The organism is Massilia arenae, from assembly GCF_008014745.1.
GTDB classification, from domain to species: Bacteria; Pseudomonadota; Gammaproteobacteria; order Burkholderiales; family Burkholderiaceae_D; genus Telluria; species Telluria arenae.
This window is the reverse complement of record NZ_VPFD01000047.1, coordinates 1-24,254: the sequence shown is the minus strand read 5'-3', so window position 1 is coordinate 24,254 and position 24,254 is coordinate 1. Positions and strand designations below refer to the sequence as shown.

At 58.8% G+C, this 24,254-nt stretch carries 15 protein-coding genes; 9 read left to right on the top strand and 6 right to left on the bottom strand.

Translation table 11 applies throughout. The features are described 5' to 3' along the window. Window positions 1–140 precede the first annotated feature (140 nt). The gene (locus FVD38_RS25695) at window positions 141–1,190 is read right to left on the bottom strand and encodes a M35 family metalloendopeptidase (RefSeq protein ID WP_229494005.1); all 1,050 of its coding nucleotides are present in this window, start codon (window positions 1,188–1,190) and stop codon (window positions 141–143) included. Window positions 1,191–1,417: 227 nt separating this feature from the next. Here FVD38_RS25695 and FVD38_RS25690 point away from each other — a divergent pair, with 227 nt between their 5' ends. The 9 genes from FVD38_RS25690 to FVD38_RS25650 all read left to right on the top strand — a co-directional run bounded on the left by FVD38_RS25690 (window position 1,418) and on the right by FVD38_RS25650 (window position 13,180). Beyond that, complete coding sequence (locus tag FVD38_RS25690; RefSeq protein WP_187271713.1) at window positions 1,418–2,977, top strand: ATPase domain-containing protein; 1,560 nt, start codon at window positions 1,418–1,420, stop codon at window positions 2,975–2,977. After that, the gene (locus tag FVD38_RS25685; protein WP_147937389.1) at window positions 2,974–4,227 is read left to right on the top strand and encodes a sensor histidine kinase; all 1,254 of its coding nucleotides are present in this window, start codon (window positions 2,974–2,976) and stop codon (window positions 4,225–4,227) included. Before FVD38_RS25690 ends, FVD38_RS25685 begins: the two co-directional genes overlap by 4 nt. A gap of 225 nt (window positions 4,228–4,452) precedes the next feature. Beyond that, complete coding sequence (locus FVD38_RS25680; protein ID WP_147937388.1) at window positions 4,453–7,011, top strand: EAL domain-containing protein; 2,559 nt, start codon at window positions 4,453–4,455, stop codon at window positions 7,009–7,011. A 222-nt stretch (window positions 7,012–7,233) separates the two neighbouring features. Further along, the gene (locus tag FVD38_RS25675; RefSeq protein ID WP_229494002.1) at window positions 7,234–7,770 is read left to right on the top strand and encodes a hypothetical protein; all 537 of its coding nucleotides are present in this window, start codon (window positions 7,234–7,236) and stop codon (window positions 7,768–7,770) included. 270 nt (window positions 7,771–8,040) lie between these two features. Next, on the top strand, window positions 8,041–9,117 hold the full coding sequence (rfbB, locus tag FVD38_RS25670; RefSeq protein WP_147937386.1) for a dTDP-glucose 4,6-dehydratase: 1,077 nt from the start codon (window positions 8,041–8,043) through the stop codon (window positions 9,115–9,117). Next, the gene (gene rfbD, locus FVD38_RS25665) at window positions 9,114–10,019 is read left to right on the top strand and encodes a dTDP-4-dehydrorhamnose reductase (protein WP_147937385.1); all 906 of its coding nucleotides are present in this window, start codon (window positions 9,114–9,116) and stop codon (window positions 10,017–10,019) included. Before rfbB ends, rfbD begins: the two co-directional genes overlap by 4 nt. An 8-nt stretch (window positions 10,020–10,027) precedes the next feature. Then, window positions 10,028–10,909, top strand: a complete 882-nt coding sequence (rfbA, locus tag FVD38_RS25660; protein ID WP_147937384.1) for a glucose-1-phosphate thymidylyltransferase RfbA — start codon at window positions 10,028–10,030, stop codon at window positions 10,907–10,909. After that, window positions 10,909–11,454, top strand: coding sequence for a dTDP-4-dehydrorhamnose 3,5-epimerase (rfbC, locus tag FVD38_RS25655; RefSeq protein ID WP_147937383.1), 546 nt, complete (start codon window positions 10,909–10,911; stop codon window positions 11,452–11,454). The genes rfbA and rfbC overlap by 1 nt, the downstream gene beginning before the upstream one ends. Before the next feature lie 571 nt (window positions 11,455–12,025). Beyond that, the gene (locus FVD38_RS25650; RefSeq protein WP_147937382.1) at window positions 12,026–13,180 is read left to right on the top strand and encodes an alginate O-acetyltransferase AlgX-related protein; all 1,155 of its coding nucleotides are present in this window, start codon (window positions 12,026–12,028) and stop codon (window positions 13,178–13,180) included. Window positions 13,181–13,220: 40 nt separating this feature from the next. On the opposite strand, the gene FVD38_RS25645 is transcribed toward FVD38_RS25650, so the two are convergent. The 5 genes from FVD38_RS25645 to FVD38_RS25625 form a co-directional block, all read right to left on the bottom strand. Beyond that, window positions 13,221–16,676 carry a glycosyltransferase gene (locus FVD38_RS25645; RefSeq protein WP_147937381.1) on the bottom strand — a complete coding sequence of 1,152 codons (3,456 nt, stop codon included), beginning with the start codon at window positions 16,674–16,676 and terminating at the stop codon, window positions 13,221–13,223. An 86-nt stretch (window positions 16,677–16,762) separates the two neighbouring features. Beyond that, window positions 16,763–19,111, bottom strand: coding sequence for a glycosyltransferase (locus FVD38_RS25640; protein WP_147937380.1), 2,349 nt, complete (start codon window positions 19,109–19,111; stop codon window positions 16,763–16,765). Window positions 19,112–19,127: 16 nt separating this feature from the next. Then, window positions 19,128–21,002 carry a glycosyltransferase family 2 protein gene (locus FVD38_RS25635; protein ID WP_187271712.1) on the bottom strand — a complete coding sequence of 625 codons (1,875 nt, stop codon included), beginning with the start codon at window positions 21,000–21,002 and terminating at the stop codon, window positions 19,128–19,130. Between the two features lie 170 nt (window positions 21,003–21,172). Then, window positions 21,173–22,207 (bottom strand): DUF4214 domain-containing protein, encoded by a 1,035-nt coding sequence (locus FVD38_RS25630; RefSeq protein WP_147937378.1) that lies wholly within the window; start codon window positions 22,205–22,207, stop codon window positions 21,173–21,175. Window positions 22,208–22,688: 481 nt separating this feature from the next. Continuing rightward, window positions 22,689–24,044, bottom strand: coding sequence for a chloride channel protein (locus tag FVD38_RS25625; protein WP_147937377.1), 1,356 nt, complete (start codon window positions 24,042–24,044; stop codon window positions 22,689–22,691). Window positions 24,045–24,254: the final 210 nt, after the last annotated feature.

Here is a 24,254-nt window from a genome sequence, read left to right as displayed (position 1 = left end):
TATACGCCGGTAAACCAGTCCCTGCAACCCTTCCAGCAATTTCCCCTCAAATTATCCCGGACAGCAGTGCGCCTGCGCGGGAACGACGTGCTGGGGGGCTGGCCGTTGCCAGCGTTAGCTATATATCGCCCCCCCGCCCATCACTGCTGCACCGGCGTATTCTCCCCAAAATACTCATGTGAATCCGCGTTATTGATCGCCCGCTCCGGCGCCGATTTCGCCAGTTCGGCCGCACCGGCCTGGCCGTACACATGGTCGTCGGTCGCGGCCACCACGTCGAAATGGCTGAGCTCGTGCAGCAGGGTGCCGCCGCGCGAATCGGTGCCGGTCACGGCTGCGGCCCAGAACGCCCTGCACACCCACACGGTGTACGGCCGCGCCGGATACACATACGCGAAATACGGCTCGTCGCAATCGCAATCGATCTTGACCGGCTTGTTCTCGAACGCATCCTTGATGGCCGTGAAATTGCTGGTGACCTTGGCGCCGCGCGCGGCGTCGAGCGCGCCGAACCACGTGGTGTAGCGCTCGCCATACTGCTTGCCCGAGGTGAGATAGGCATGGCTGTCGACTGTCATCGCGCGTCCCGCATCCATCGCCGTCGCCAACTGCTCCTGCTGGGCGTTCGAGCAGTTGGCGTAGGCGAGGCCGGCGCCGCCCGGTTCCGGCGCCATGCTGGCCGGCCTGGCGCCGCGCGGCAGGCGGCCGTCGACCCAGATGCTGACCGGCTTCGAGACCAGTTCGCCGACCACCGCCTGGACACCGGCGCCCGGCGCCGGCATGGCCGCGCTGCGGTAGCTGATCGTGTAGCTGCCGGTGACGCTCATCTCATACAGCACCGACAGCTCCACAGTCTTGCTCAGCGAAGCGCCCGGATCGAGCCGCACATAGTCCGCCGGCCCCGGCGCGGCGCGCTTGATGCGCCGGCCTAGGTAGCGCACCGGTTGGCCGTCGCGCCGGATGTCGAACAACGGCATCTCGACTCCGTCCAGCGGCGTGCGCCAGCGCAGCAGGTGCTGCGCGGCGCCCGATGCATTGGTCAGGGTGACGCGCACCAGCACGTTGTCGCCACGCCCGACCGTCGGCTGCAGCGGCGTCAGGGTGACTTCCACATTGGCCAGGGCGCCGGCCGAGAGGGCGCAGCCGAATGCGGCGAAGGCAAGTTGCGGCAGCAGGGAGGGAAGCGGCATGATGAGTTCCTTGAGATTGTGTCCATCAATCACTTTCCCCTCATTTGAGTCAGAAACCTTGCGTCATCGCAAAGCTGGACAGCGCAGCGCTTGTGCGCGCGCGGGTGTGGGTAATTGGCATCGCATGGCGGGCATATCAATCCCTCAAGGGATGCCAACAACCATGCGGTGTAACTGCTAGACTGTGTCCGTTACTCAATAAAGCAACGTTACGCATAAGGCACCACTTGGATACCCTGATCAATACCGGCATTGCCGGGCTCGATGAAATCTTTCTCGGTGGCATTCCGCGCCATAACAACCTGATCGTCGAAGGTCCGCCCGGCTCGGGCAAGACCACGCTCGGCCTGGGTTTCATCCACGCGGGCGCGGCGCAGTACGGCGAGCCGGGCGTGATTGTCTCGTTCGAGCTCGATTCGGCCAAGTTGCTGCGCGACGCCGCCGGCTTCGATTGGGACCTGCAGGCACAGATCGACAAGGGCATGGTCAAGATCATCCAGACCAGCCCCGCCGTGCTGCTGTCGGAGTTTCGCAACGGCGACGGCGCATTTGCCGACGCGCTGCGCAGCATGGGCGCCAAGCGGCTGCTGATCGACGGCCTGACGCCGATGCGCCTGTATGCGGAAGTACACGACCTGCCGTTCCGCGAGGACGTTCACCTCTTGATCGAGGGCCTCAACCGGCTGGGCGTGACGACCCTGGTCACGGCCGAACGCGATGAGTCGATGGCGACCCCTGCGCATGAGCGCTTCGTGTTCGACACCATTATTGAACTCACCCGCGCCGAGCACAAGCGCCGGGTCGAGCGGCGCCTGACGGTGACGAAGTCGCGCGGCCAGGATTTCATCGGCGGCAGCCACACCATGCGGATCGAGGCGCACCAGGGCGTGCACGTGTACCGCCGCGCGCATTCGCGGCCCAAGGCGATCGATGACCAGCCGACCTCCGACCAGCGCATTTCGACCGGCGTGCCGGCCATCGACGGCCTGATGGACGGCGGTCTGTACGAAGGGTCGGTCACCATGGTGAGCGGGATTTCGGGTACCGGCAAGACTGTCCTGTCGGTGCAGTTCCTGACGGCGGCCGTCAGGCAGGGGCGCAAGACCCTGCTGGTCACGCTCGACGAGCATCCGCGCCAGCTGATCCGCAACGCCGCTTCGCTGGGCTTCGACCTGGAGGGCATGATCGCGCGCGGCGAGTTGTTCCTGCAGTACGAGTCGCCGCTCGAACTCGACCTGGATGTGCACTTCCACAGCGTCACCAGCCTGGCCGAACGCGAAGGGATCGATTGCATCGTCTTCGATTCGGTCGCCGTGTATGAACTGTCAAGCCGCTCCGAGGTCGCCGATTACCTGTACGCCCTGGCGACCTATTGCAAGAACCGCCTGGCGACGGTGTTCTTCAACTACGAGAGCCCGGAGCTGCTGGGCGTGTCGCAGATCAGCGAGGAGCTCAAGGGCTCTCACCTGGTCGACAATATCATCCTGCTGAGCTACGTCGAGATCTCGACGGTCTTGCGCCGCGCCATTGCGATTCCCAAGGTGCGCGGCAGCCGCATCCATCAAGTCACGCGCGAATACATCATCGCCGCCGGGGGCGTGGCGCTGCTCGACGAAGACACGTCGCCCACGGCCACGGCCAACGCCGTGCCGCAACTGCCGTTCTCGGCCTATTCGAGCCTGCTGTCGCGCTCGCCCACGCGCCAGAGTCCCGCCATCGACGTCGCGGTGGCGCAGGGGGATGCCTTGCCGCCGTCGGTCGAGTTGCCGGTGGAAGATGCCCCGTGATCCGGATCGCCCGGCCGCATTCTTCCCAACCCGACTGGAGCGAGTGGGAAGCGCCCCTGGAGCAGTTTTGCCAGGCCAGCGGCCTGGTGGTGTCGGCCTACGACATCGAGGGGCAGCGCAAGGCCGGGCCGATGGTCGGAACGCGCACCGCGCGCCTGCTGGCCAGTTCGCGCTTGTGGCGCGAGGACGGCCCGGGCCTGGCGCTTGAGCGGCGATTGGTCGCGGCGCTGGCCGCCGGCGACGACTATGCCGAAGAAGAATGGCATGGCCTGTGCGTGTGCGGCCTGCCGCTGACGCGCGCCGGCGAACGTTATGGCGCCGTGGTATTCGGCTGGCGCTGGCGCGATTTCAGCTCGCCCATGGCGTGCGAACAGCTGGCCAGGCAGGTCGACCTGCCCGGCCCGGCCCTGTGGAACGAAGTGCGGCTCGAAGCACCGCTGGCCGAAGCCCGTCTGGCCACCTTCCGCGCACTGCTGCGCACACTGGCCGATTCGCTCGATCGCCAGCGCGACACGATCGATGAGCTCAACCGCGTGAGCCAGACGCGCGACCTGTTCCTGGCCACCGTCTCGCACGAGATGCGCACGCCGCTGTCGGCGCTGGCAATGCGCATCGACCTGCTGCTCAAGACCATGCACGACCTGCCGCCGGCGCTGACCACGGCATTGACGGCAATGCGCGTGCACGTGCGCCAGGAGGCTGGCATGGTCGAGGACCTGATCGACGCCGCCCGCACGCTCACCGGCACCATGTCGATCGAGCGCGGTCCGGTATCGCTGGGAAGGATTGTGCGCGACGCCGTGTCGGCCATCGAGGCGACCGCGCACGCCAAACGCATCGCGTTCAGCGTGACGCCGGCCGATTTCGGCGACCATCTGCAGATCGATGCCGACCCGCGCCGCCTGCAGCAGGTGTTGTGGAACCTGATCCTCAACGCGATCAAGTTCACCGCCGAAGGTGGCGCGGTCGGGGTGGCGATCAGGAGCACTGCCGACGGCGTGCACATCCGCGTCACCGACAGCGGGCAGGGCATCGCCCCCGAAGACCTGCCGCATGTGTTCGGGGCATTTACCCTGCAAACCCAGGCCAATGCGAGCGGCCTGGGCCTGGGCTTGTACATCGCCCGCCGCATCGTCGAGTTGCACGGAGGCGCGATCAGCGTCGAGAGCGCCGGCCTGGGCCGGGGAACGAGTTTCATCATCCACTTGCCGCAACCAGGGCAAGGTGCGCCGTTTCTTAAGCCAGATTAATTCCAGGCGCTACCAACGCTCAATAAACAACAGTTAGCAAAGAAGCCGGGAAGTCCGATATCGGGTTTGCTATCATGCAACCAAAATGTCCGAGCTGCTATTAATTCTGGTCGGCGTCACGCCGCCAGGGTCTTCCCGATGAATATCCAGACGAAACACGGTACAACAAGCGCTACATTGCAGCCCGCACCAGCGCGCCAGGGCCGCGGGAGGGAAACCGGTGAAATGATCGACGCCCTGGCACGAGAGATCGGCCTGGACGACGAGGAAATCGCGGCGCGCCGCAGCTTCTTGCAGCTCGACGAGCGCGACGCCGCCATCCTGCGCGAGGTGCACGAGCTGCTGGACCAGGAGCGCGATACCTTCTCCGACAGTTTTTATGCACACCTGCTGGCCTTCCCGCGCATGCGTGAGCTGCTGGCCGACAGCGAGACCACGTCGCGCCTGCGCCGCGCCCAGGCGGGTTATTTCAGCAGCCTGACGGCTGGCGACTACGGCCCGGCCTACATCCACGAGCGCCTGCGCGTGGGCGCGGCGCACCAGCGCATCGGGCTCGATCCGAAATGGTATATCGGCGCCTACCGCAAATACCTCTCTGAACTATCCAGCATGCTGTGGCAGAAGCTGCACCACGACCCGGCGCGCTTCATCGAGGCCTGGGATGCGGTGCTGAAGGTGGTCTGCTTCGACATGGGGCTGGCGCTGGACACCTATGCCCATGCCGACCAGCGCAACGTGCGCCAGAACCGCGACTATCTGGAACAGGTCATTGACGGCATGCCGGCCGGCCTGGTGGTGGTGGACGCCGATCGCAAGGTGCGCTCGATGAACCGCACGATGGCCGACCTGATCGGCGCGCCCGAAGAAGCCGCGGCGGCCGGGCGCCCGCTCGAGGAGTGGCTGCCCGACGCCGAGCTGGCGGCGCGCGTCGACGAGGCGCTGCGTACCGGCACGCCGCAAGACAATGTGCTGGTGACGCTGGACGGCCGCGCCGACGGCGTGCGCTACGTGGAGTTCAACATCCGCCGCACCCAGCAGGCCGGCGGCCACATGCTGCTGTTGATCGGCCAGGACATCACCTTCCGCCGCAAGGCGCGCCTGCGCCTGCAGGAGAGCGAGGAATTCTTCCGGCTCACCTTCAGCCAGGCCGCGGTGGGCATCGTGCTGCTGGGCCCCGACGGGCGCCTGCTGCGCGTGAACCGCAAGATGGCGCAGATCCTGGGCTATAGCGAAGTAGAACTGCTGCAGCGCTTCTTCCAGCAACTGACCTATGAAGACGACCTGCCCGACGAGCTGGCGCTGGTCAAACGCCTGCGTGCCGGAGAAATCGGCGACTACCAGCGCGAGCGGCGCCTGCTGCGGCGCGACGGCACGCCGATCTGGGTGAACATCAGCGTTTCGATGATGCGCGACGCCAACGGCAACCAGCGCTTCATCTCGGTGGTCGAGGACATCTCGCGCCGCAAGAGCGCCGAAGAGGCCTTGCTGCGCATGGCCAACCACGACGCCCTGACCGGCCTGCCGAACCGGGTGCTGCTGCAGGACCGCCTGGCGCAAGCCATCGTGCACGCGCACCGCGCCGGCACGCAGGTGGCGGTGATGTTCATCGACCTGGACCGCTTCAAGCACGTGAACGACAGCCTGGGCCACGACGCCGGTGACAAGATGATCGTCGAGATCGCGCGCCGCCTGGCGAGCAGCCTGCGCGAGAGCGACACGGTGGCGCGCCAGGGCGGCGACGAATTCGTGGTGGTGCTGCCCGAGCTGGCCGGGGAGGGCGATGCGGCCAAGGTGGCGCAGAAGCTGCTGGATAACCTGTTCCAGCCGCTGCTGCTGTGCAGCCAGGAAGTCTTCCCGACCGGCTCGATCGGCATCTCGATGTACCCGCGCGACGGCCTGGACGCGGCGACCCTGCTCAAGTGCGCCGACAGCGCGATGTACCAGTCGAAGGGCTCGGGCGGCAACCACTACAGTTTCTACGTGGCCGACATGGGCGCCCAGTCGGTGGAGCACCTGCGCATGGAAGGCGCGCTGCAACGCGCGCTGCAGCGCCAGGAATTCCTGCTGCACTACCAGCCGGTGGTCGACATCGCAACCGGCAACGTGAGCGGCGTGGAAGCGCTGCTGCGCTGGAAGCCGCACGGCCGGCCGATGGTGGCGCCGTCCGACTTCATTCCGCTGGCCGAAGAGACCGGCCTGATCGTGCCGATCGGCGAATGGGTACTGGAGACCGCGATGGCGCAGCAGGTGGCCTGGCTGCGCCGCGGCCTGCCGCCGGTACGCGTGAGCGTGAACCTGTCGGCACGCCAGTTCCTGGGCCAGGACGTGGCCCAGCGCGTGGCCGCGCTGCTGGCGAAAACCGGCTGCGATCCGCGCTGGCTGACGCTGGAGATCACCGAGAGCGTATTGATGCAGAACCCGGCCGCCGCCGCCGAGACCATGGACAGGCTGGCGAACATGGGCGTGCAGCTGGCGATCGACGATTTCGGGACCGGGTATTCAAGCCTGGCCAGTTTGAAACGCTTCCCGATCCATAGCCTCAAGATCGACCGCTCCTTCGTGAGCGACCTGACCAAGGATGCGGACGATGCCGCGATCGTCAATGCGGTGATCGCGCTGGCGCATTCGATGAAGCTGAACGTGATCGCGGAAGGGGTGGAGACGTCGGAGCAGCTGGCCTTTTTGCACGAGCATGGGTGCGATCAGATGCAGGGGTATTGTTTCAGCAGGCCGGTGGAGCCGCAGGGGATCGAGGCGTTGTTGAGGGCGGCTGAGGCGGCGTAAGTACGCGGCTTGCTGCGGCCATTATGCGTGGCGCGTGAGAAAGCACGCATTTTGCGTGGAACCATTTTGGTATCCTGTCACGCTGTTTGAACCCGCCAGCCTTCCATGCCATTTCGGTTCCTGATTCCCGTTCTCTCGATTGCGCTGCTACCGTCGTACAGCGCGGCCCAGCTACAGCCTCAGGGAACGGCCAGCGCCGCATGCTCTCACGACCGCGCGCGCTTGCTGGCCCTGGACGAGCACAGCTTCGACCAGGACTTCAGCGGCGGTTGGCGCGCGCTCGCCGACAAGGGCGAGGAATGCGAACCCGTCGCGGCCGACCTGCTGCGCGACTACCGAGAGCTGCACAAGAACGATTCCACCATGCTGCTCTGGCACGAAGGCCAACTGCGCGCTTTCTCTGGCCAGTACGCGCAGGCGATCGAGCTGATGCGGCGTTCGCGCGGACCTGGCGAGGAAGACAAGGGCGGCTGGAAGGCCTATGTCGACGCCACGGTTGCTTTCCTGGGCAGGGACGAGGCGGCTCTCGAAACGGCGCGCCAGCGGCTTGCCGCGCTCGCGCCGCCAACCGGGGAGAAGCTGGTCATCAAAGATGGCTACTTCGAGGTGAAAACGCCGGATGGCCAGACGCTGAACATGCGCTGGCCGCCAAATATCGATGTGGTCGAAGGCTTGCAAAACTGCTTCGATCAGCCTTACAAGACTGCTTATGCCATGGAGTGCCGCACTAACAAGACTCGGCCGGCGAGCGGCGCCTAGCCGGGCCGTAGGGCATGGCAGGGCGGAATGCGCAGTGCTTCCGCATTGACAAAGCCTCTCGAACGCTTGGAAAATGGTGCTGGATGTTATGTTCGCAATCTCCAGCGCGATTAAACGGATGCATGTACGTACGTGAAGCATGATCGCAGCAGGCTCTCTGTTGCGCCACCGGTCTCAAGACCGAATGGTTCTCGTCAATGACAATTTTCAGACGCGAGCCGACGCCCCGGCCCGGCTCGATGTCCAACCAACTACCCAGGAATCGCAGGAATGACCATCCTCGTGACGGGCGGAGCGGGCTTCATTGGCTCGAACTTCGTCATCGACTGGCTGGCGCAGCATGACGAGCCAGTCGTCAATCTCGACAAGCTGACCTACGCAGGCAATCTGCAGAATCTTGCCAGCCTCGAAGGCAATCCGCATCATCACTTCGTGCGCGGCGATATCGGCGACGGCGCCCTGGTGGCGCGCCTGCTGACCGAGCATCGCGTGCGAGCTGTGCTTAACTTTGCCGCGGAAAGCCACGTCGACCGCTCGATCGAGGGCCCTGGCGCCTTCATCCAGACCAATATCGTCGGTACCTTCAACCTGCTGGAAGCAGTGCGGGCCTACTGGAGCGGCCTGGAGCCGGAAGCGCGTTCGGCATTCCGCTTCCTGCACGTGTCCACCGACGAAGTTTATGGCTCGCTGTCGAGCGAGGCGCCGGCATTCAACGAGCAGCATCGCTATGAGCCGAACAGCCCTTATTCCGCCAGCAAGGCGGCGTCAGACCACCTGGTGCGCGCGTACCATCACACCTACGGCTTGCCGGTATTGACGACCAACTGTTCGAATAACTACGGCCCCTATCACTTCCCAGAGAAGCTGATCCCGCTGGTGATCCACAACGCGCTCGCTGGCAAGCCGCTGCCGATCTACGGCGACGGCCAGCAGATCCGCGACTGGCTGTATGTGACCGACCACTGCAGCGCGATTCGCCGCGTGCTGGCCGATGGCCGTCTTGGCGAAACCTATAACGTCGGTGGCTGTAACGAGAAAGCCAATCTCGACGTGGTACGGACCCTGTGCGCCATCCTCGACGAGTTGCGCCCGCGCGCCGATGGTGCATCCTACGCGACTCAGATGACCTTCGTTAAGGATCGCCCGGGGCACGACCGCCGTTACGCGATCGATGCCGGCAAGCTGGAACGCGAGCTGGATTGGCGTCCGGTCGAGACGTTCGAGACCGGTATCCGCAAGACCGTCGAGTGGTATCTGGCGAACGGCGAATGGGTGCACAACATTACCAGCGGCGGCTATCGCGAGTGGATCGACCGCCAGTATGCCGATGGACGGCCAGCCGCATGAAGATTCTTTTGCTCGGCAAGGATGGCCAGGTTGGCTGGGAATTGCAGCGTGCGCTCGCGCCGCTGGGAGAACTGCGTGCATGCGGTCGCGCCGAGGCCGATCTCAGCGACCCTGAATCGTTGCGCGGTGTGGTGCGCAGTTTCGCCCCAGATATCATCGTCAATGCCGCCGCCTACACGGCGGTCGACAAGGCGGAGAGCGACGAGGTGGCCGCACGCACCTGCAACGCCGTAGCGCCTGGCGTGCTGGCCGAGGAGGCCGCCGCTTGCGGCGCCTGGCTGGTGCACTATTCGACCGACTACGTGTTCGATGGATCGAAAGATGGCGCTTGGGTCGAGACCGATGCCGTTAATCCGCTGTCGGTGTATGGACGTACCAAATATGACGGCGAAGAACGTATCCGTGCGAGCGGCGCCAAGCACCTGATCCTGCGCACCAGCTGGGTATTTGCCCCGCACGGCGGCAATTTTGCCAAGACGATGCTGCGGCTGGCAAAGGAACGCGAGACCCTGAGCGTGGTGGCCGATCAGCACGGCGCGCCAACTGGCGCCGAACTGCTGGCCGATGCCACGGCGCTGGCACTGTATCGCATTTCGTCCCTGGGGGGCGATGCGCGCAGCTTGTCTGGCACCTATCACCTGGCAGCAAGTGGCACTACCACCTGGCACGCCTATGCCCAGCAAGTGCTGGCGCAGGCGCTGGCCCATGGTGCAGTACTGAAAGCGGGACCGGACGCTGTGCAACCGATCGCTGCCAGTGCGTTTACGACGCCAGCCGTGCGGCCGGCGAATTCGCGCCTGGACTGCACGAAATTCTGCGACAGTTTCGGCTTGGTGCTGCCGGACTGGCGCCATCACGTGAACCGCCTCGTCGCCGAGCTGGCGGCGCAAGGCAAGCTGTGAGGACTTCCATGAAGCGCAAAGGCATTATCCTTGCCGGAGGCAGCGGCACCCGCCTGCACCCGGCGACGCTGGCAATCTCGAAGCAATTACTGCCGGTCTTTGACAAGCCGATGATCTACTATCCGCTCAGCACCTTGATGCTGGGGGGAATCCGCAACATCCTGATTATCTCGACTCCGCAGGACACGCCGCGCTTTCAGCAATTGCTGGGCGACGGAGCGCGCTGGGGGCTGAACCTGTCGTATGCGGTGCAGGAATCGCCGGATGGGCTGGCACAGGCGTTCTTGATTGGCGAGCAGTTCCTTAGCAATTCGCCATCGGCGTTGGTGCTGGGGGATAACCTGTTTTATGGGCATAACTTCAATACCTTGCTAGAGCGTGCGGATGCGCGCACCGATTGCGCGAGTGTGTTCGCCTATCACGTGCAGGATCCGGAGCGCTACGGCGTGGTCGAGTTCGATCGCGAGGGCAGGGCGGTGAGCCTGGAAGAAAAACCGGCGGCGCCTCGGTCGAACTACGCCGTAACGGGGCTGTATTTTTATGACGAGAACGTATCAAAGCTGGCCCGTACTCTAACGCAATCTGCGCGTGGCGAACTCGAAATCACCGACCTGAATCGGCTATATATGGAGAGCGGTAAGCTGCACGTGGAGATTATGGGGCGCGGCTATGCCTGGCTGGATACCGGTACGCATGAGTCGCTACTGGATGCCAGCCAGTTTATTGCGACGATCGAGCACCGCCAAGGGTTAAAGGTGGCTTGCCCCGAGGAGATCGCATATCGTAAGGGCTGGATAGATGCTGGTCAGCTCGAGACTCTTGCGGCACCCATGATTAAAAATGGCTACGGCCAATACCTGATTCGTATACTGAAAGAAGCAGTGTTCTGATGCAATATACCAAGCTAGCCATTCCTGATGTCCTGCGTATTGAACCACGCGTGTTCGGTGACGAGCGCGGTTTTTTTTATGAGAGCTTTCATCAAGCACGTTTTGAAGAAGTAATCGGCCGTCAAGTGAATTTTGTACAAGACAACCACTCGAAATCTGCGTGCAATGTTTTGAGGGGACTGCATTATCAGATTAAGCAGTCGCAAGGGAAGCTTGTACGTGTTGTTGCTGGTTGCGTTTTCGACGTAGCTGTAGATTTGCGCCGTTCATCGCCGACGTTCGGCCAATGGGTAGGCGAAATCCTAAGCGCAGAAAATAAGGCTCAGCTGTGGGTGCCGGAAGGATTTGCTCATGGCTTTGTGGTGCTTTCAGAGACGGCGGAATTCGTCTACAAGACTACCGATTACTATGCTCCAGAGTATGAGCGATGCATTTCTTGGAGAGATCAAACGTTGGCCATTTCATGGCCGGTTTCCGCAGAACCAATAGTGTCAGCCAAGGATGCCAAGGGTTTCCCGTTTAACACAGCGGAAATGTTCGACTAAATGAGCCGACATCGGGCAATGCATAATCAATACTAGTTGGTGTGATGAAGTGCGCGATAACTGGACGTTTCGGCTATCTGTTCTAGTCTCCGCAGTAATTTATATGTGGCTGGCTTCACAAATCGTCTTAGCTGATGTGGATTTACTCGTATCTGATTGTATGCCAAATATATTGTCTGCAATGACAGTGGAAGTCTAATTTAATCATGTAAACCTATTGGCTTGTACCCTCGACGCGAAAGTGATCCGCAATAAGCAGTCTCCTGCTTGGCTATTTTGAAATAGGGAGATGCTGCCTCTCTGGAATAAGATTGTACACTCTGCAATAAATCATTACACGCTAAGCTATATTTTTGACGTGCTACATGGTCTTGTCAAGTCAAAATTATGGCAAATGCAGATGCGACAGGCTGCTTCCTTCATTACTTCGAAACAAGCGGAATAATAGCAGCGTTAGTTTGGCGAAACGAATTATCCAGCCGTAAGCTATTATTTCACCGTCGCTGGTATTGATGGGTGTGCAGATTCGATATGTGTGAAAACTAAGTTATGATAAGCCGTGAAGGATTGAATGGTGAGAGGCTACATTGACCGATTTGACTCAACAATTGCGGGTTGGGCGTTTGATCCCTCTGCGCCCGGCAGAGCAGTCGATGTTGTAATTGAGAATGATGGAAGAGAGATTTATCGCTGTTCTGCAGGCCTAATCAGGCAAGATCTGATTCCGGTAATTGGGGGAGCGGAACATGGTTTCTCTTTCGATGCCAATGAGAAAAATGGATTCTATCGAAGCATGGATCTGAAGATATATATGGTGTCAAGCGAAAGACGCCTTCTCTATGAAGGGGGGTGGGTTTATGAAGGAATGGTCGCGCAGGGCGTAGATAACTGGTTGTTCTTAAATACAGACTTTAATCAAGTAAATTTGCGGATTGCAGGGAAGGTCGGCGTTGAGCCTGAAAAGATTTATCGTACAGCTCTGCAGTTTGCTACTCGTGAAGCGTTGCTCGCCAAGAAAAATATTCCATATGCTTCAATAATTGTTCCCGAGAAAAACGTTATCTGCGCTCGTTATTTCCCGGAGCTTGTGGTCTCGGATTATCGTCCAGTTCCTCTAATCATAGATGAGACCCGCAAATTCAACTGTAGTGTGATATATCCGATTGACGAGTTCTTAAGTAGCAATATCGATGTGTTTTATAAAACCGATACTCATGCAAATGCGGAAGGTTATCGAATTATTTATCGACTACTTCAAAAAAAATTACCACAGTTCTTTGATGGTGTGTGTCTTCCTCCGGTGGCAGTAAACCAAAAATACTATGGGGATCTAGGTGGAAAGTTAGATCCTGCTCAAAGCGAAGTAACCGATAGATATCTCAGGCCGGAAACTGAGGGGCATTTTCATAGCTATGACAGAATCTCCGAAACAATTCAGGCCAGAGGTCGCCTTCGAGGAGAAGTTGTTTCCGTCCTGAATCGAAACGCGACAAAGCGGCTGTTGGTGTTCGGCACCTCTACAGCGTATGCAGCACTGCCACTTGTGTCGTGTGCTTTTGCGCATACCTTATTTATTTGGGAAAATACATTTGATTATAAAATCATAGAAGAATTTTCGCCTGATTGCGTACTTTGGCTACCTGCTGAGCGTTTCTTGCCAATGGAGGTCGATGATCTTAAAGGGCTCCCGCTAAGCTATGAAAAGGTAGAGGAGCTCTTGAAGTAGTTGATTTAACTCCTCATGGAAAGAGGAGTTTTTCGAGCATTCACAGAGAGCTTAGCGCAAGTAGCGCACTGTTGATATCTCTAGCGTTAGCATTTTCTGGCAATATTGTTCCGACCCCAGTAACTCTTACTCGCGATGCTTGTGCGCCAATCGGAAGGACCACTGGCCATAATCCACTAAGTAAAGCCTCAGTTAAAGTGTAGCTGAAAGTCTCTGGGCCTGGAGTTAGGAATAGTGCTGCGTGGCAGTTATGTTCGTCTAACAGGTGTGGCAGTTGGTCCTGTTCAAATTTCCCGGTTATAAATACATTATCATAGTTTTTTAGCTCGCTGTCATTGCATGTGTAACCTATGATTGAGAACTGTAATGGTAGGTTGGCATGATATGCATGTTCGATACACGCACGTAATAGTTCGAAACCCTTATGAGGGCCAATTGCGCCAATCACGGCGATCCTCATTATCTCTCCTGGATCAACTACTGGCCGTCGAATTTCTGGCATAGATCCTTGGTGTTCATGTGGCCTAATGCTTACCTTTAATTCAGGGAAATATTTTTTTATTCGTTGCGCAACGTCTTCGTCCGGGGCGTAAATAGTGTTTGCCGATGATAGCTTTGATTTGTAAAAATCGCGCCAGCTAGCAACGCTCTTACCAACTTTATTAAATCTAGACTGCAGATAACCGTACGTGCCATTATTCTCGATGCAACGGTCACATTGGTTAGGCTCTTGTGGTTCACCGCAATAATTCCCATTTCCAACGTTAAATGTTACTCGCGGGCAGATAGCTGTGTAATCGTGAATCGTAACGTCTAACGGAATATTTAGTTTTTCAGCAATGTCCCATATGTCGGAAGAATATCCGATATCACTATTCAAATGAACTCGACTTAAGGACAAAATGCCCAAGTCGTTGAGCATATCATCCATATTTTTGCTCGCATGATAATCGGCATATAAGTCGCCGTATGAAAGCCGCACTTCATTTTTATGCGGAATGCTTTCTAGCATAATTACTGCTATGTTACTGTTCGCTAAAGTCGTTGTTCGATTTTTACAGAAAACTTCGATTCCGCCACCGAATGAATGAGAAATATATAGGTGCCTTTCTGAATGGAGTGAGGCTGCTTGCTTAATTCGCTCGACGGTGATTCTGTTGCGGAAAATTCGGGCAGGATCGGACTTTACAAAGTCCATAATTATTGGCGTGTATTCCGGATAAATTTTTTCCAAGATAACTAGATTTTTTTCCACTAGTTTACTCTTTTTTTCTTTTCCGAACGAAACACCTCCGATGTGTTCCACAAAGGTATCACAGGCGTGTACATGCTTCCAACCCAAATCTCTAGCTCTGACGCACCAATCATTTTCCTCGCCATAACCCTTTCCGAAGTTCTCTGCATCGAGAATGCCAACTTCAGTTATTGCCGCAGCACGCATGAACATGCAAAATCCTACTCCACTTGGAATCTCAACTGCCACTCCCGAATTCAATGACGAGCAAAGTTGATCAATTTCCTCAAGGGACAGATCGCTGGGCATCGAGTTTTCCAGAGATGGATCAGGGTAACTGCAGATGGTCGCATTGTTCGAGAAAGGAGTAACGCTTGCAATGTTCGAACTGCGATATGCGGCAGCTTTGATACGGTCAAGCCAATTTCCGGTAACTACAGCGTCAGCATTTAATAATACGACGTCATGGCCTGCGGTCAAGCGTAAGGCTTTATTAACCGATCGGACAAAGCCTAAGTTTTTTTCATTTACAATTAGAGTTACGTCAGGCCGTTCCGCAACCTTCCTTAACATTGGACTTATTGCTGGGTTGGGGCCGCAATCGTCGATAATAACCACTTCAAATTCCGTTGCATTTTTTTGTTTTGATTTGAAAAGCGATAAGATGCAACGCAAAGTTTCATCCAAACCGTCGTAAACTGGTAGGATGATTTTGATAATTTTATTTATTGCCGGCGGCGTCGAATCTATTACTATTCCTTGGCCTACTTCTTCGCGCATTAGCTTAATCAGGCGGGGTGCAAGGTACTTCGCGATTGCAATTTGATCTAATTCTTTTTGCGCAGGAGATGCCATTTTTCGAGCGATCTCCATAAGTCCATCAGTGCGAAAATAAAACTTGGGTGTCTGTAGAACCGGAATTCTTGTGTCTTTTAGTTCAACGGAAATTCGAAAAGAAGATTTGCCTTGGGAGATATGTGCAAAGTTGCAGTGAAAACCGAAGTTGCCGCCCACATCTGCGCGTGGAAGATCTGCAATAATCGCTGGAAGTTCAAAGTCATCGATGGACACTATAAGCTTCAATGGATGACTTACGGATGTCTCATAGATCCATCCGGAAATTTCATGACCATTCAGTACGTCAATATATCCTTTAATCTGGCAGATAAAATGTTTTGTGTTAATAATAGTGGCGCTAGAGCGTAATTCCACCAGATGTGGGGAGCCATCAAGATAATCGGCGGGTAAGTTTACTTTGAATGTATTTTTAACACGTTCAGGCGAGGAAAAGGTTTTGGCATCGATTTCGCAAATTAGCTTGGAATCGACATAGAGCTGAATACTCCTCGCACTTGGGGTTAAAGCTCGTTCGATGACATAGCCCTCAAGTTGACCATTCCCAGTGTACTCGATATGCGAATCGAAATGTCCGTGGCCAACTTTAACACTCTTCGTTACCGATGCTCCGTTAGATGCAGATGAGACTACTTCGATGTTGTGTTCTCGCCCATCAAGCAATGATGATGGAATAGGCCATAGAAATGAGCATAATGCTAATCCAGACGACTTCTCACTCTTTGGATTTAATAATATTTTCTCTAGTAATTTCTCCTCGCAGTAGATAGAAACTTCAACGGCGCTCGCCATGCTGCTTTCGTTACTATCCCAACTGATTCTCCCCGAAATCTTACGGTTTCGGGTGAAGTTTAATCCAAGGTTGTGACGTGCATTAACGATAGCTTTTGTTTCTGCATGATTGACAGTGATCGCACCGCAGTTTCCTATTACATTGGAAAAAATTTTATGCTTGTAAGCATATTGGCTTACCCAATGGCGGATGTTTAGTTGAATATCCTTTTGGGATATCAATTGATGTATCTCTCTGTTAGTCTCGACGCAAACAACACGTAATGGGTCGATGACTTCACTATCATCGTTGGGAAAGGTGGCGGCAGTTCCTATGGCTATGTCGGACCATTTAAAGAAGAATCCGCAGTCTGCTACACGTCCAATAATTGATGATATATCCGGGCGATGTGATTTTGGGCGAACATATCCTATTATTTTGCCGTCAAGCAGTATTTTTAACAATGGGGTAGTGTTCGATTGGTGTAAATACCAACCAAATATTCCTTGGTCATTGATCATGTCAATGCAACCATAAGCAATATCTTCGAAACTTCTTGAGATATTTGGGCTAATTGTAGATGGTGATGACGTAGTTGATTGAAAATCGTGTTGGGAGTTGGCTGTGATCGACATGGGAATTCTGGGTTCTGACTGAGAAATTCGTTATATAAATATGTCGGAGTCCGTTCAATTTTGGTTTCCGATTGAAGAAGTGGAGTTCACCTAGTTATACGAATAAATTTAATTTCGATACGGGGGGCTCGATTTCTTGGCGGTATGGCGAGTCCACCAAAAGCGTGACTATTAGGATCTAAACTTAGGCAAGGATGGTACGCAGGGTCATCACATAGAACATGTCCCCAATGCTTGCGTATCGCAGTAATTTCCCTTTGCGCACGTGTCTTTTTCTGCAGTGTGTCTTCACTTCCACGGCTTGCAGACTCTGCATGCAATAGTTTTGCATGAGGAGTCCAGACAACGGCTTTTCCTAACTGACGTACCTTGAGGCAAAGATCGACGTCATTAAAAGCAACAGGGTAGGCATCGCCATCCATGCCTCCAAACGCGATAAAATCCTGTCGAAGCAAGAACAGGCACGCTGCGGTGCAAGCGCTAACTCGATGGACAAGTTGATTCCGACCATGGTCACCCCAATCGCTATCCATTAATCGGTTACCAAAGTGACCTGCCACGTTGCCCACGCCGAGCAGAACGCCTCCATGTTGTACCATGCCGTTTGGCCAGAGTAGCTTTGCACCAACAGCACCAACGTCGGGCCGCAAAAGCTGACTTACTATCTCGTCGAGCCAACCGTCATGCAGCGCTTCAATATCATTGTTGATTAAGCCAACGATCTCGCCGTTTGCCTGTGCGATTGCGCGATTGTTCAGGTCCGCGTAGTTGAACGGCCCCGGCATCGGCAGCACGAATATGCCCTGTTGTGCGATTTCGGAAAAATAGGCATGTGTCGCTTCCTCAACCGAGCCGTTGTCGATCACGATGATCTCCAGATTCGGCCACGCGGTGAACTGTTGAATCGTGCTGATGCAGCGCTGCAGCAGGTCGACGCGGTCGCGAGTCGGAATCACCAAGCTGACGGTCAGCTCACGCGCGCCTTCCGGAAGCGAATATCGCACGCGTCTGGCGGCATGCACTACGCCCGGCGGTAGCTTGTCCGATTCCTCGATCTGCGCCTGAGGCTGCACTGCGCGCAGAGTGCGCGAAACCGCAGCAAGGCGAGCGCCACGCTCATCCGTGCTCAGCGGCGACAGCATGCGGTACAACACCCGAGGGACGTGGACCACGCTCGTTGAACCCTCTGACCACACCGAAGCCAATGCAGACCATGCGAAATCCGCAGGCGTATGCACTTCCTGCAGACCGTGCGCCACGCTGTGGCGTACCAGCAGCAATTCGAGCGGATAATCGCTAGCCAGCGCATAGTCAGGATTCCATGCCGGCTTGAACCACGGCGTGCCGTTGGTTTCGCTGTCGGTATAAACCACCTGCGCATCTGGCAGGGCGAATCCTTCCAGCGCCCAGGCAAGCGCATGCGGCACTAGAGTGTCACCGGCGCGCACGCAGCAAACCACATCGCAGTTTGATGCCAGCGCCTGCGCTAGCAGGGCCGCGAACGGCTCGCCGGAAAATGCCTGCACGGTCATGCCATGTTGCGACTGCAAGCTGGCGAGCGTACGCTCCAGCGCCGCCGCATCCGCCTCGCCTGTTACGATCACGGCAGTGCTGAGTGTCGGCAGGGTCGTCGGGCCCTCACGATCGAAACGCGCCGACCATTCCGGCCAGGCCGACATCGGAAGGCTGCGCGGCAGGTGACGCTGATAGATATCGGCCACCTTCAGCAGCAGTTCGTCGGCATCGTCCGGCAGCAGGCCGACCAGGCCATCCATTGAGCAGCAGATCGTCAACGGGCTGCCGTTCAACGGCCGTCCCTCGTCGTCCACCACGCGCACGCTGTGCACTTCGCCATCAGCCAGAGACGCCGGCAGCGCCAGGTCAAAGCCATGCGCACCGTCGATATAGCCGCGCATCGAAGGATGGATGATGTCGGCGGCTGCCTGCGCCACCATCTCATTATCGACGAAGGCGCACACCGTCACGGTCCGTTTCTGGTCGGCTGGATCAAGCGCCCAGCCATGCAGGCGCAAGCCGCCATCCCCGACGACGTTATTGATGGCGGCCGCCGGCGGTGTCTTCGATTCCTCGAGCCGGAAGCTGCCCGCCAGCGTAACCTCAGTATTCGCCACGCGTGCCGAGATGACGCCGCCGGATGAAGCGGGGAGCGCGCCAAGATCGGCCACGAAGCCATGGCACAAGTCAGGTGCGCCGAGTACCTCCAGCTCTGCAGCCAGATCGGTTCGCGCCACGTCGGCCAGGATGCAGGCGATAGGTACATCGTCGCGGCAGATCTCCACGATCACGCGCGCGTCCGGACGATTACGATCGAAGACCCAACCGTACACCAGTTGTTTATACAAGCCATCGAGCGCACCATGCCAACGCGCGGCGCCGACAGTCGCCTCATCAAGAATTTCGGATTCGTTTTTCATTCAGGGAAACCAGAAGTCAGGCGGCCTTGGCGCCTGCGTTGCGGGTAAGCCAGTCGTTCAGCCAGGCGGCGGCATTGAAGCCGTCGTCGAGGAGCACGGGACGCAGCTTGGAAGGCAGGCCCGCAGGGTCATCGGTCAGCACGACGCGGCAGCCGGCAACTTGAAGCAGGCGCACGTCGTCCAGCAGCGCCAGGGCATCGCTCTGGAGTTCCGGCACGTGGTCGACCACGCTGGTGTGAAGGAGCGCATCGCTCGCGCCGCCGATCACCAGCAGCCGCAAGCGCAGCTGCGGCCGGCTGGCAAGCATGCGTGCCAGCACCAGCACTTGTCGGGCCACCGGCGCCAGCGGATCATGCCGCCAGACGGCAATGCGCTGCACAGATGATGGCAGCGCAGGCAGCGTCGCCGGCAAGGGTTTCTTGGCCACCGTCTGCGGCAGGGCCGCGGTGTGCTGCGCGGCGTCGGCCTTGCGCAGCCAGCCGGCCGCGCGCGACTGGGCCAGCGCATCGCGCAACTGCGCGCGGGCGCTGGACAGGGGATCGTTGCGCGTAAAGTCCGAAAACTCGGAGTAATAATCGGGATAGCGCGCCACCACCACGCCCCGGTTCTGCGCCACGCGCAGCGTCTTCTCGGCACGGAACGACACCGTGCCTTCGTGGGCGACAAAAACACCGGTAGCCTGCAGGTGCCGCCAGCCAGCCGCGCGGGCGCGCATGCACCAGTCGACTTCCTCGCCGTAGCCGCGGATCAGCGCGGTGCCATCCAGCATGCCGACGGCGTCGAGCACCGTGCGCCGGATCAGCATAGTGAAGCCGCAGCAGGATGGTAGTTCGATATCCACGCCACCGGGAGCGGCGCGTACCTCGGCAGCCACCTGGTCGAGCAGCGCAAGTTCGCGCGTATCGGGCGCAGGCGCGGCCTGGCTCATCACCGGGAAGCTGCTGATCTCGCCATTATTGGTCCACGGCGTGACCGAGGCGACGTCCGGCGTCGCATACAGCGCGCGCGCCAGGCGGTCGATCCAGTCGCCGTGCACCTGGGTGTCCGCATTGAGCAGCAGCACGTCGTGGTCCGGGTGGGTGCGCATGCCGCGGTTGACCGTCTCGATGAAACCGAGGTTGCAGGCATTGCGCAGCAGCGTGATGGCGCCGGCCGCAGCCTGTTTGTCGAGCCAGGCCGACAGAGCAGGTTCCGGACTGCAGTCGTCCACCACCACGATCCGCGCCGGGGTTTGGTTGAGCGGCAGGCTGCTCTTGACGCTCTCGATACACGCGCGCACCAGCGCCAGCTCGCGGTAGACGGGAATCACGATCGATACCGGCCGGATATCGGTCTCGGCAGGGGGCGTCGCGGCCGGCGCCGCACCGGCGCGAATGGTCGGCGTCTCGTAGAACGCCAGCGGCGAGCCGGGCAGCAGTTGCCGGCGTCCGTCGGGTTGCAGCAGGGTGATCGACCACACGGCGCCGGGGCGCGGCGGCATCAAGCGCACGCGGGCGCCGTCGCCGGGCACCTCGAACTGGTATTGGGTGGTTTCGTCGGACAGCAGCAGGGTCGCGCGTGGCGCGTTGTTGCCGGCTGTGCCGAGGAAGACCATCGCTTCGATCGCCTCGCCATTCTTCCAGCAGGCGCCGGTATGGGTGACGCCCGCCGCGCGCAGTATGGGCATCAGGCTGTCATGGCGCCCCGCGCGGCAGCGCGCGGGCAGGAAGGCCGGGCCCAGGCTGGCAACGTCGGCGCGGCCGCCGTCCTTCAGCCAGGTCTGCAGCATGATGTCCTGCAGCAGGGGATTTTCCGCTTCGCTCAGCCATGCGGCGTGCCAGGCGCGGGATGCCATGAACGGATAGGCCGTTTGCAGGATCTTGGCGCGCAGGATGGCGGGGATGCGGTTCATGGGCAAGCGGCGGCATACGTACTCGGCGGCCAGTAGCGCATCGGCGTGCTGGCCAGCCGTGAACAGTTCCACAGCTCGCGTCAGAAGTGCATCGTCCCGCAGGCGGGACGTGCACGTAGAGAGGAAAAAGGGGGCAGGGCCCCCTTTTGGGTGTTGCATCGTGCTACTTATTAGGCGGTTGGGTCGATGATGGTGACCGTACCCACGATGTCGGTCTCGACGCCCGAGACAGACGCTTCGGCGAACGAGGTAGCGACGTCGGCACGCGATGCGCCATCTTCCAGACGCTCCAGCCAGTACTCGGCGCCAGTTGCGTCGTCACGGCCGAACAGACCTGCGTACAGCGCGTCGATGAACTCGGCGTCAGTTTGGTCCTTGCTGGTGTACTCAGCCGAGCCCAGGAAGCCACCGGCAATCGCGTGCAGCGATTCGTGGGTTTCAGCGACGTCGAACCAGTATTCCAGGCCTGCAGCGTCCGCGTTGCGGCCCAGCAGAGCGTGGTACAGGTTGGCCACGGCGGCTTCTTTCGTGTTGTCAGCGAAGATCAGCGCATCGGTGCCGTTCAGCTGGACGTAGTTCACATCGGTCAGCTCGACCGACACGCCGGTCTTCGTGTTGACGATGACAGCTTTGCCATCGGCGGTAGCGATGGTGAAGTCTGCTTCAGCGCCGGTTGCTTCGACGATGGTCTTGTCGTTGCCGACGACCGTGCTCTTGCCTTGTGCGGCAACCACGTGGGTCCAGCCCGAACCTGCGACGACGGTGTCCTTGTCGCCAGCGATGACCTGGGTGTTTTTGCCGTCAACGATGGTGATGGTGTCGGCGCCCGCGGTACCAACCACAACGCGCTCGATGTCTTGACCTGCGACGGTTGCTGCCGACGAGTTGCCGGTTGCGCTCGGTGCTGGAGCGGCACCGATGCTTGCATTCACACCGCCTGCGCCCTGGAAGAAGATTGCCGGGATGTCGGCAGTCACGTTGACGTTGGTGCGTTCGGTAGCCGAGGTTTCCACGAACACGATATCGACGCCAGCGGCATCGCTGATGGTGGCGTTGTTCGAAGCCTGGACGTTGTTGGCAACGATCGTGGCGTTGTTAGGCGTGGAGATCAGGTCCAGAATGCTGGCGATCGTGTCATCGGTGAAGAAGGTCGCCGAGGTGGATTTCAGCTGGTTGCTGATCGCGGTGGCGTTGGTATCGTACATTTACTACTCCTAAGTAGGATCAAAATTCCCGGTATGACCGGACGCTCCAGGTGCACAAGCACTGCCTGCGGACCTTGCTTGCGCACCCTAGATATCGTGGGCCCGTCGTGACTGGGGCGGCTCCCGAGGCAATACTGCTGACGGGAATTCGATACAAATCGAAGAGTTCGGCACGAGCTTCGCCGTCATTGCAACGGGTCAAGTTGAGAGCGTTATCAATACAGGCCAGCAATCTTAACCCCACCGATTCACAGAGTTTCCATGATGCAGTGCGCAATCGTCGGGATTCTACATGGATCATTCTTCAACAAAACTCTCCGATTGTTTCATGCTCATAAAATGTATTCAATTGTGCATAGTGTATTTACGCACAAATGACACGAAATTATGAACAGATAAATGCACTATACCAATAGTATTCCCTTAGCGAAACATTTTTAGGTCGTATTGCTGCTGTGCGGCATGCGTACTTGATAGAGCGCTATCCGATTTTCTCGCCGCGATCGCTCGCCTCACGAATCACTCGCGGAGGCAACTGAATCGCCGCCAGCGCGCCATATAGCGGTGGCCCGAGCACCCGCGACACGGTACTCGCCACGACCGCACAAGCCATCAGGCTCAGCACCATCTCGTGTCCATCCACCATCTCCATGACGATGATAAAAGCCGTCAACGGCGCCTGGGTCGCCGCGGCCAGGAAGCCGACCATCCCCAGCGCGATCAGTGCCGGCGCGTGAGGATAGCCGGTCAGCAGGGCGATGTCATGGCCCAGGGCGGCGCCGATCGACAGCGATGGCGCGAAAATCCCGGCCGGCACGCCCGACCAGGCGGTCAGCCAGGTGGCGGCGAACTTGAACAGGGCGAACGCGACCGGCACGCTGGACTCGTTCTCCAGCAGGCTGCGGGTGGCTTCGTTGCCGCTGCCATAGGTAGCGCCGCCGCTGACGATGCCGATGATGGCAACCGCCAGGCCGCAGCCGAGCGCGAAGCGCACCGGGTGGCGGGCGCGCCAGCGGCTGGGCAGGTCGGGCGAGGTGCCGCGCAGGCTGGCCAGCAGCACGCGCGCGAACAGGCCGCCGGCGAAGCCGCACACCAAGGCGGCCAGCAGTCCCGGCCACAGCAGCGCCAGGCCGATCGGGCCGGGATGGATCACGCCGAAGTGGGGGCCGTTGCCATGGACCGAGACGGCGATCAGGCCGGCCAGCACGATGCCCGCCACGATCAGGCCGCTATTGCGCTGTTCGGGTGTGCGCGACAGTTCTTCGATCGCGAACATGATGCCCGCCAGCGGGGTGTTGAAGGCGGCGGCGATGCCGGCGGCGCCGCCCGCCACTAATAAGGAATGCGCGCTGATGCCGCTGCGCCGTGGCAACCAGCGCCGGGCGGACAGCATCACGCCGGCCGCGATCTGCACTGACGGGCCTTCGCGTCCCAGCGACAAGCCGCCCAGCAGGCCGGCCGAGGTCAGGCCGATCTTGGCAAGGCTCAGCTTGAGCGAAACGAGGAGGGGGCGGCGACCGCCCGACAGCGCGGGATCGAGCGCCGCCATCACTTGCGGGATGCCGGAGCCGCCGGCGCCGCGCACATAACGGCGCGTCACCCAGACGATGGCGGCGCAGCACAGCGGCGTCCATATCAGGGGCGCCCACCATGCCAGCTCATTCAGTTGCTGGAATCGTCCGAAGGCGGATTCTGCGAACCAGGTGAAGGCAACCACGACCAGGCCGGCGATGGCAGCCATGCTGACCACGACGATCCGGGTGCGCCAGAGATGAGGGGAAACGAATTCACGCCGGAAGGCGGAGCGTACATCGTGCGAAGAGGGTTCGGGCGGCATGATGGCCGGTGAATAGGGGAAACCATCATTATAAACATTTGTACGAATGTATTGCTGTTTGGTGCGTAATTACGACACTAAACACATTAGCCGAAATTCGCACCACCCCGTCGTTCCCGCGAAGGCGCACTGCTGTCCGGAATAATCTTCTTGATTTTTCCATCAGAATAGGCATCCCTGTTTGAGTGCCAAGTCCTCTCGATATCGACG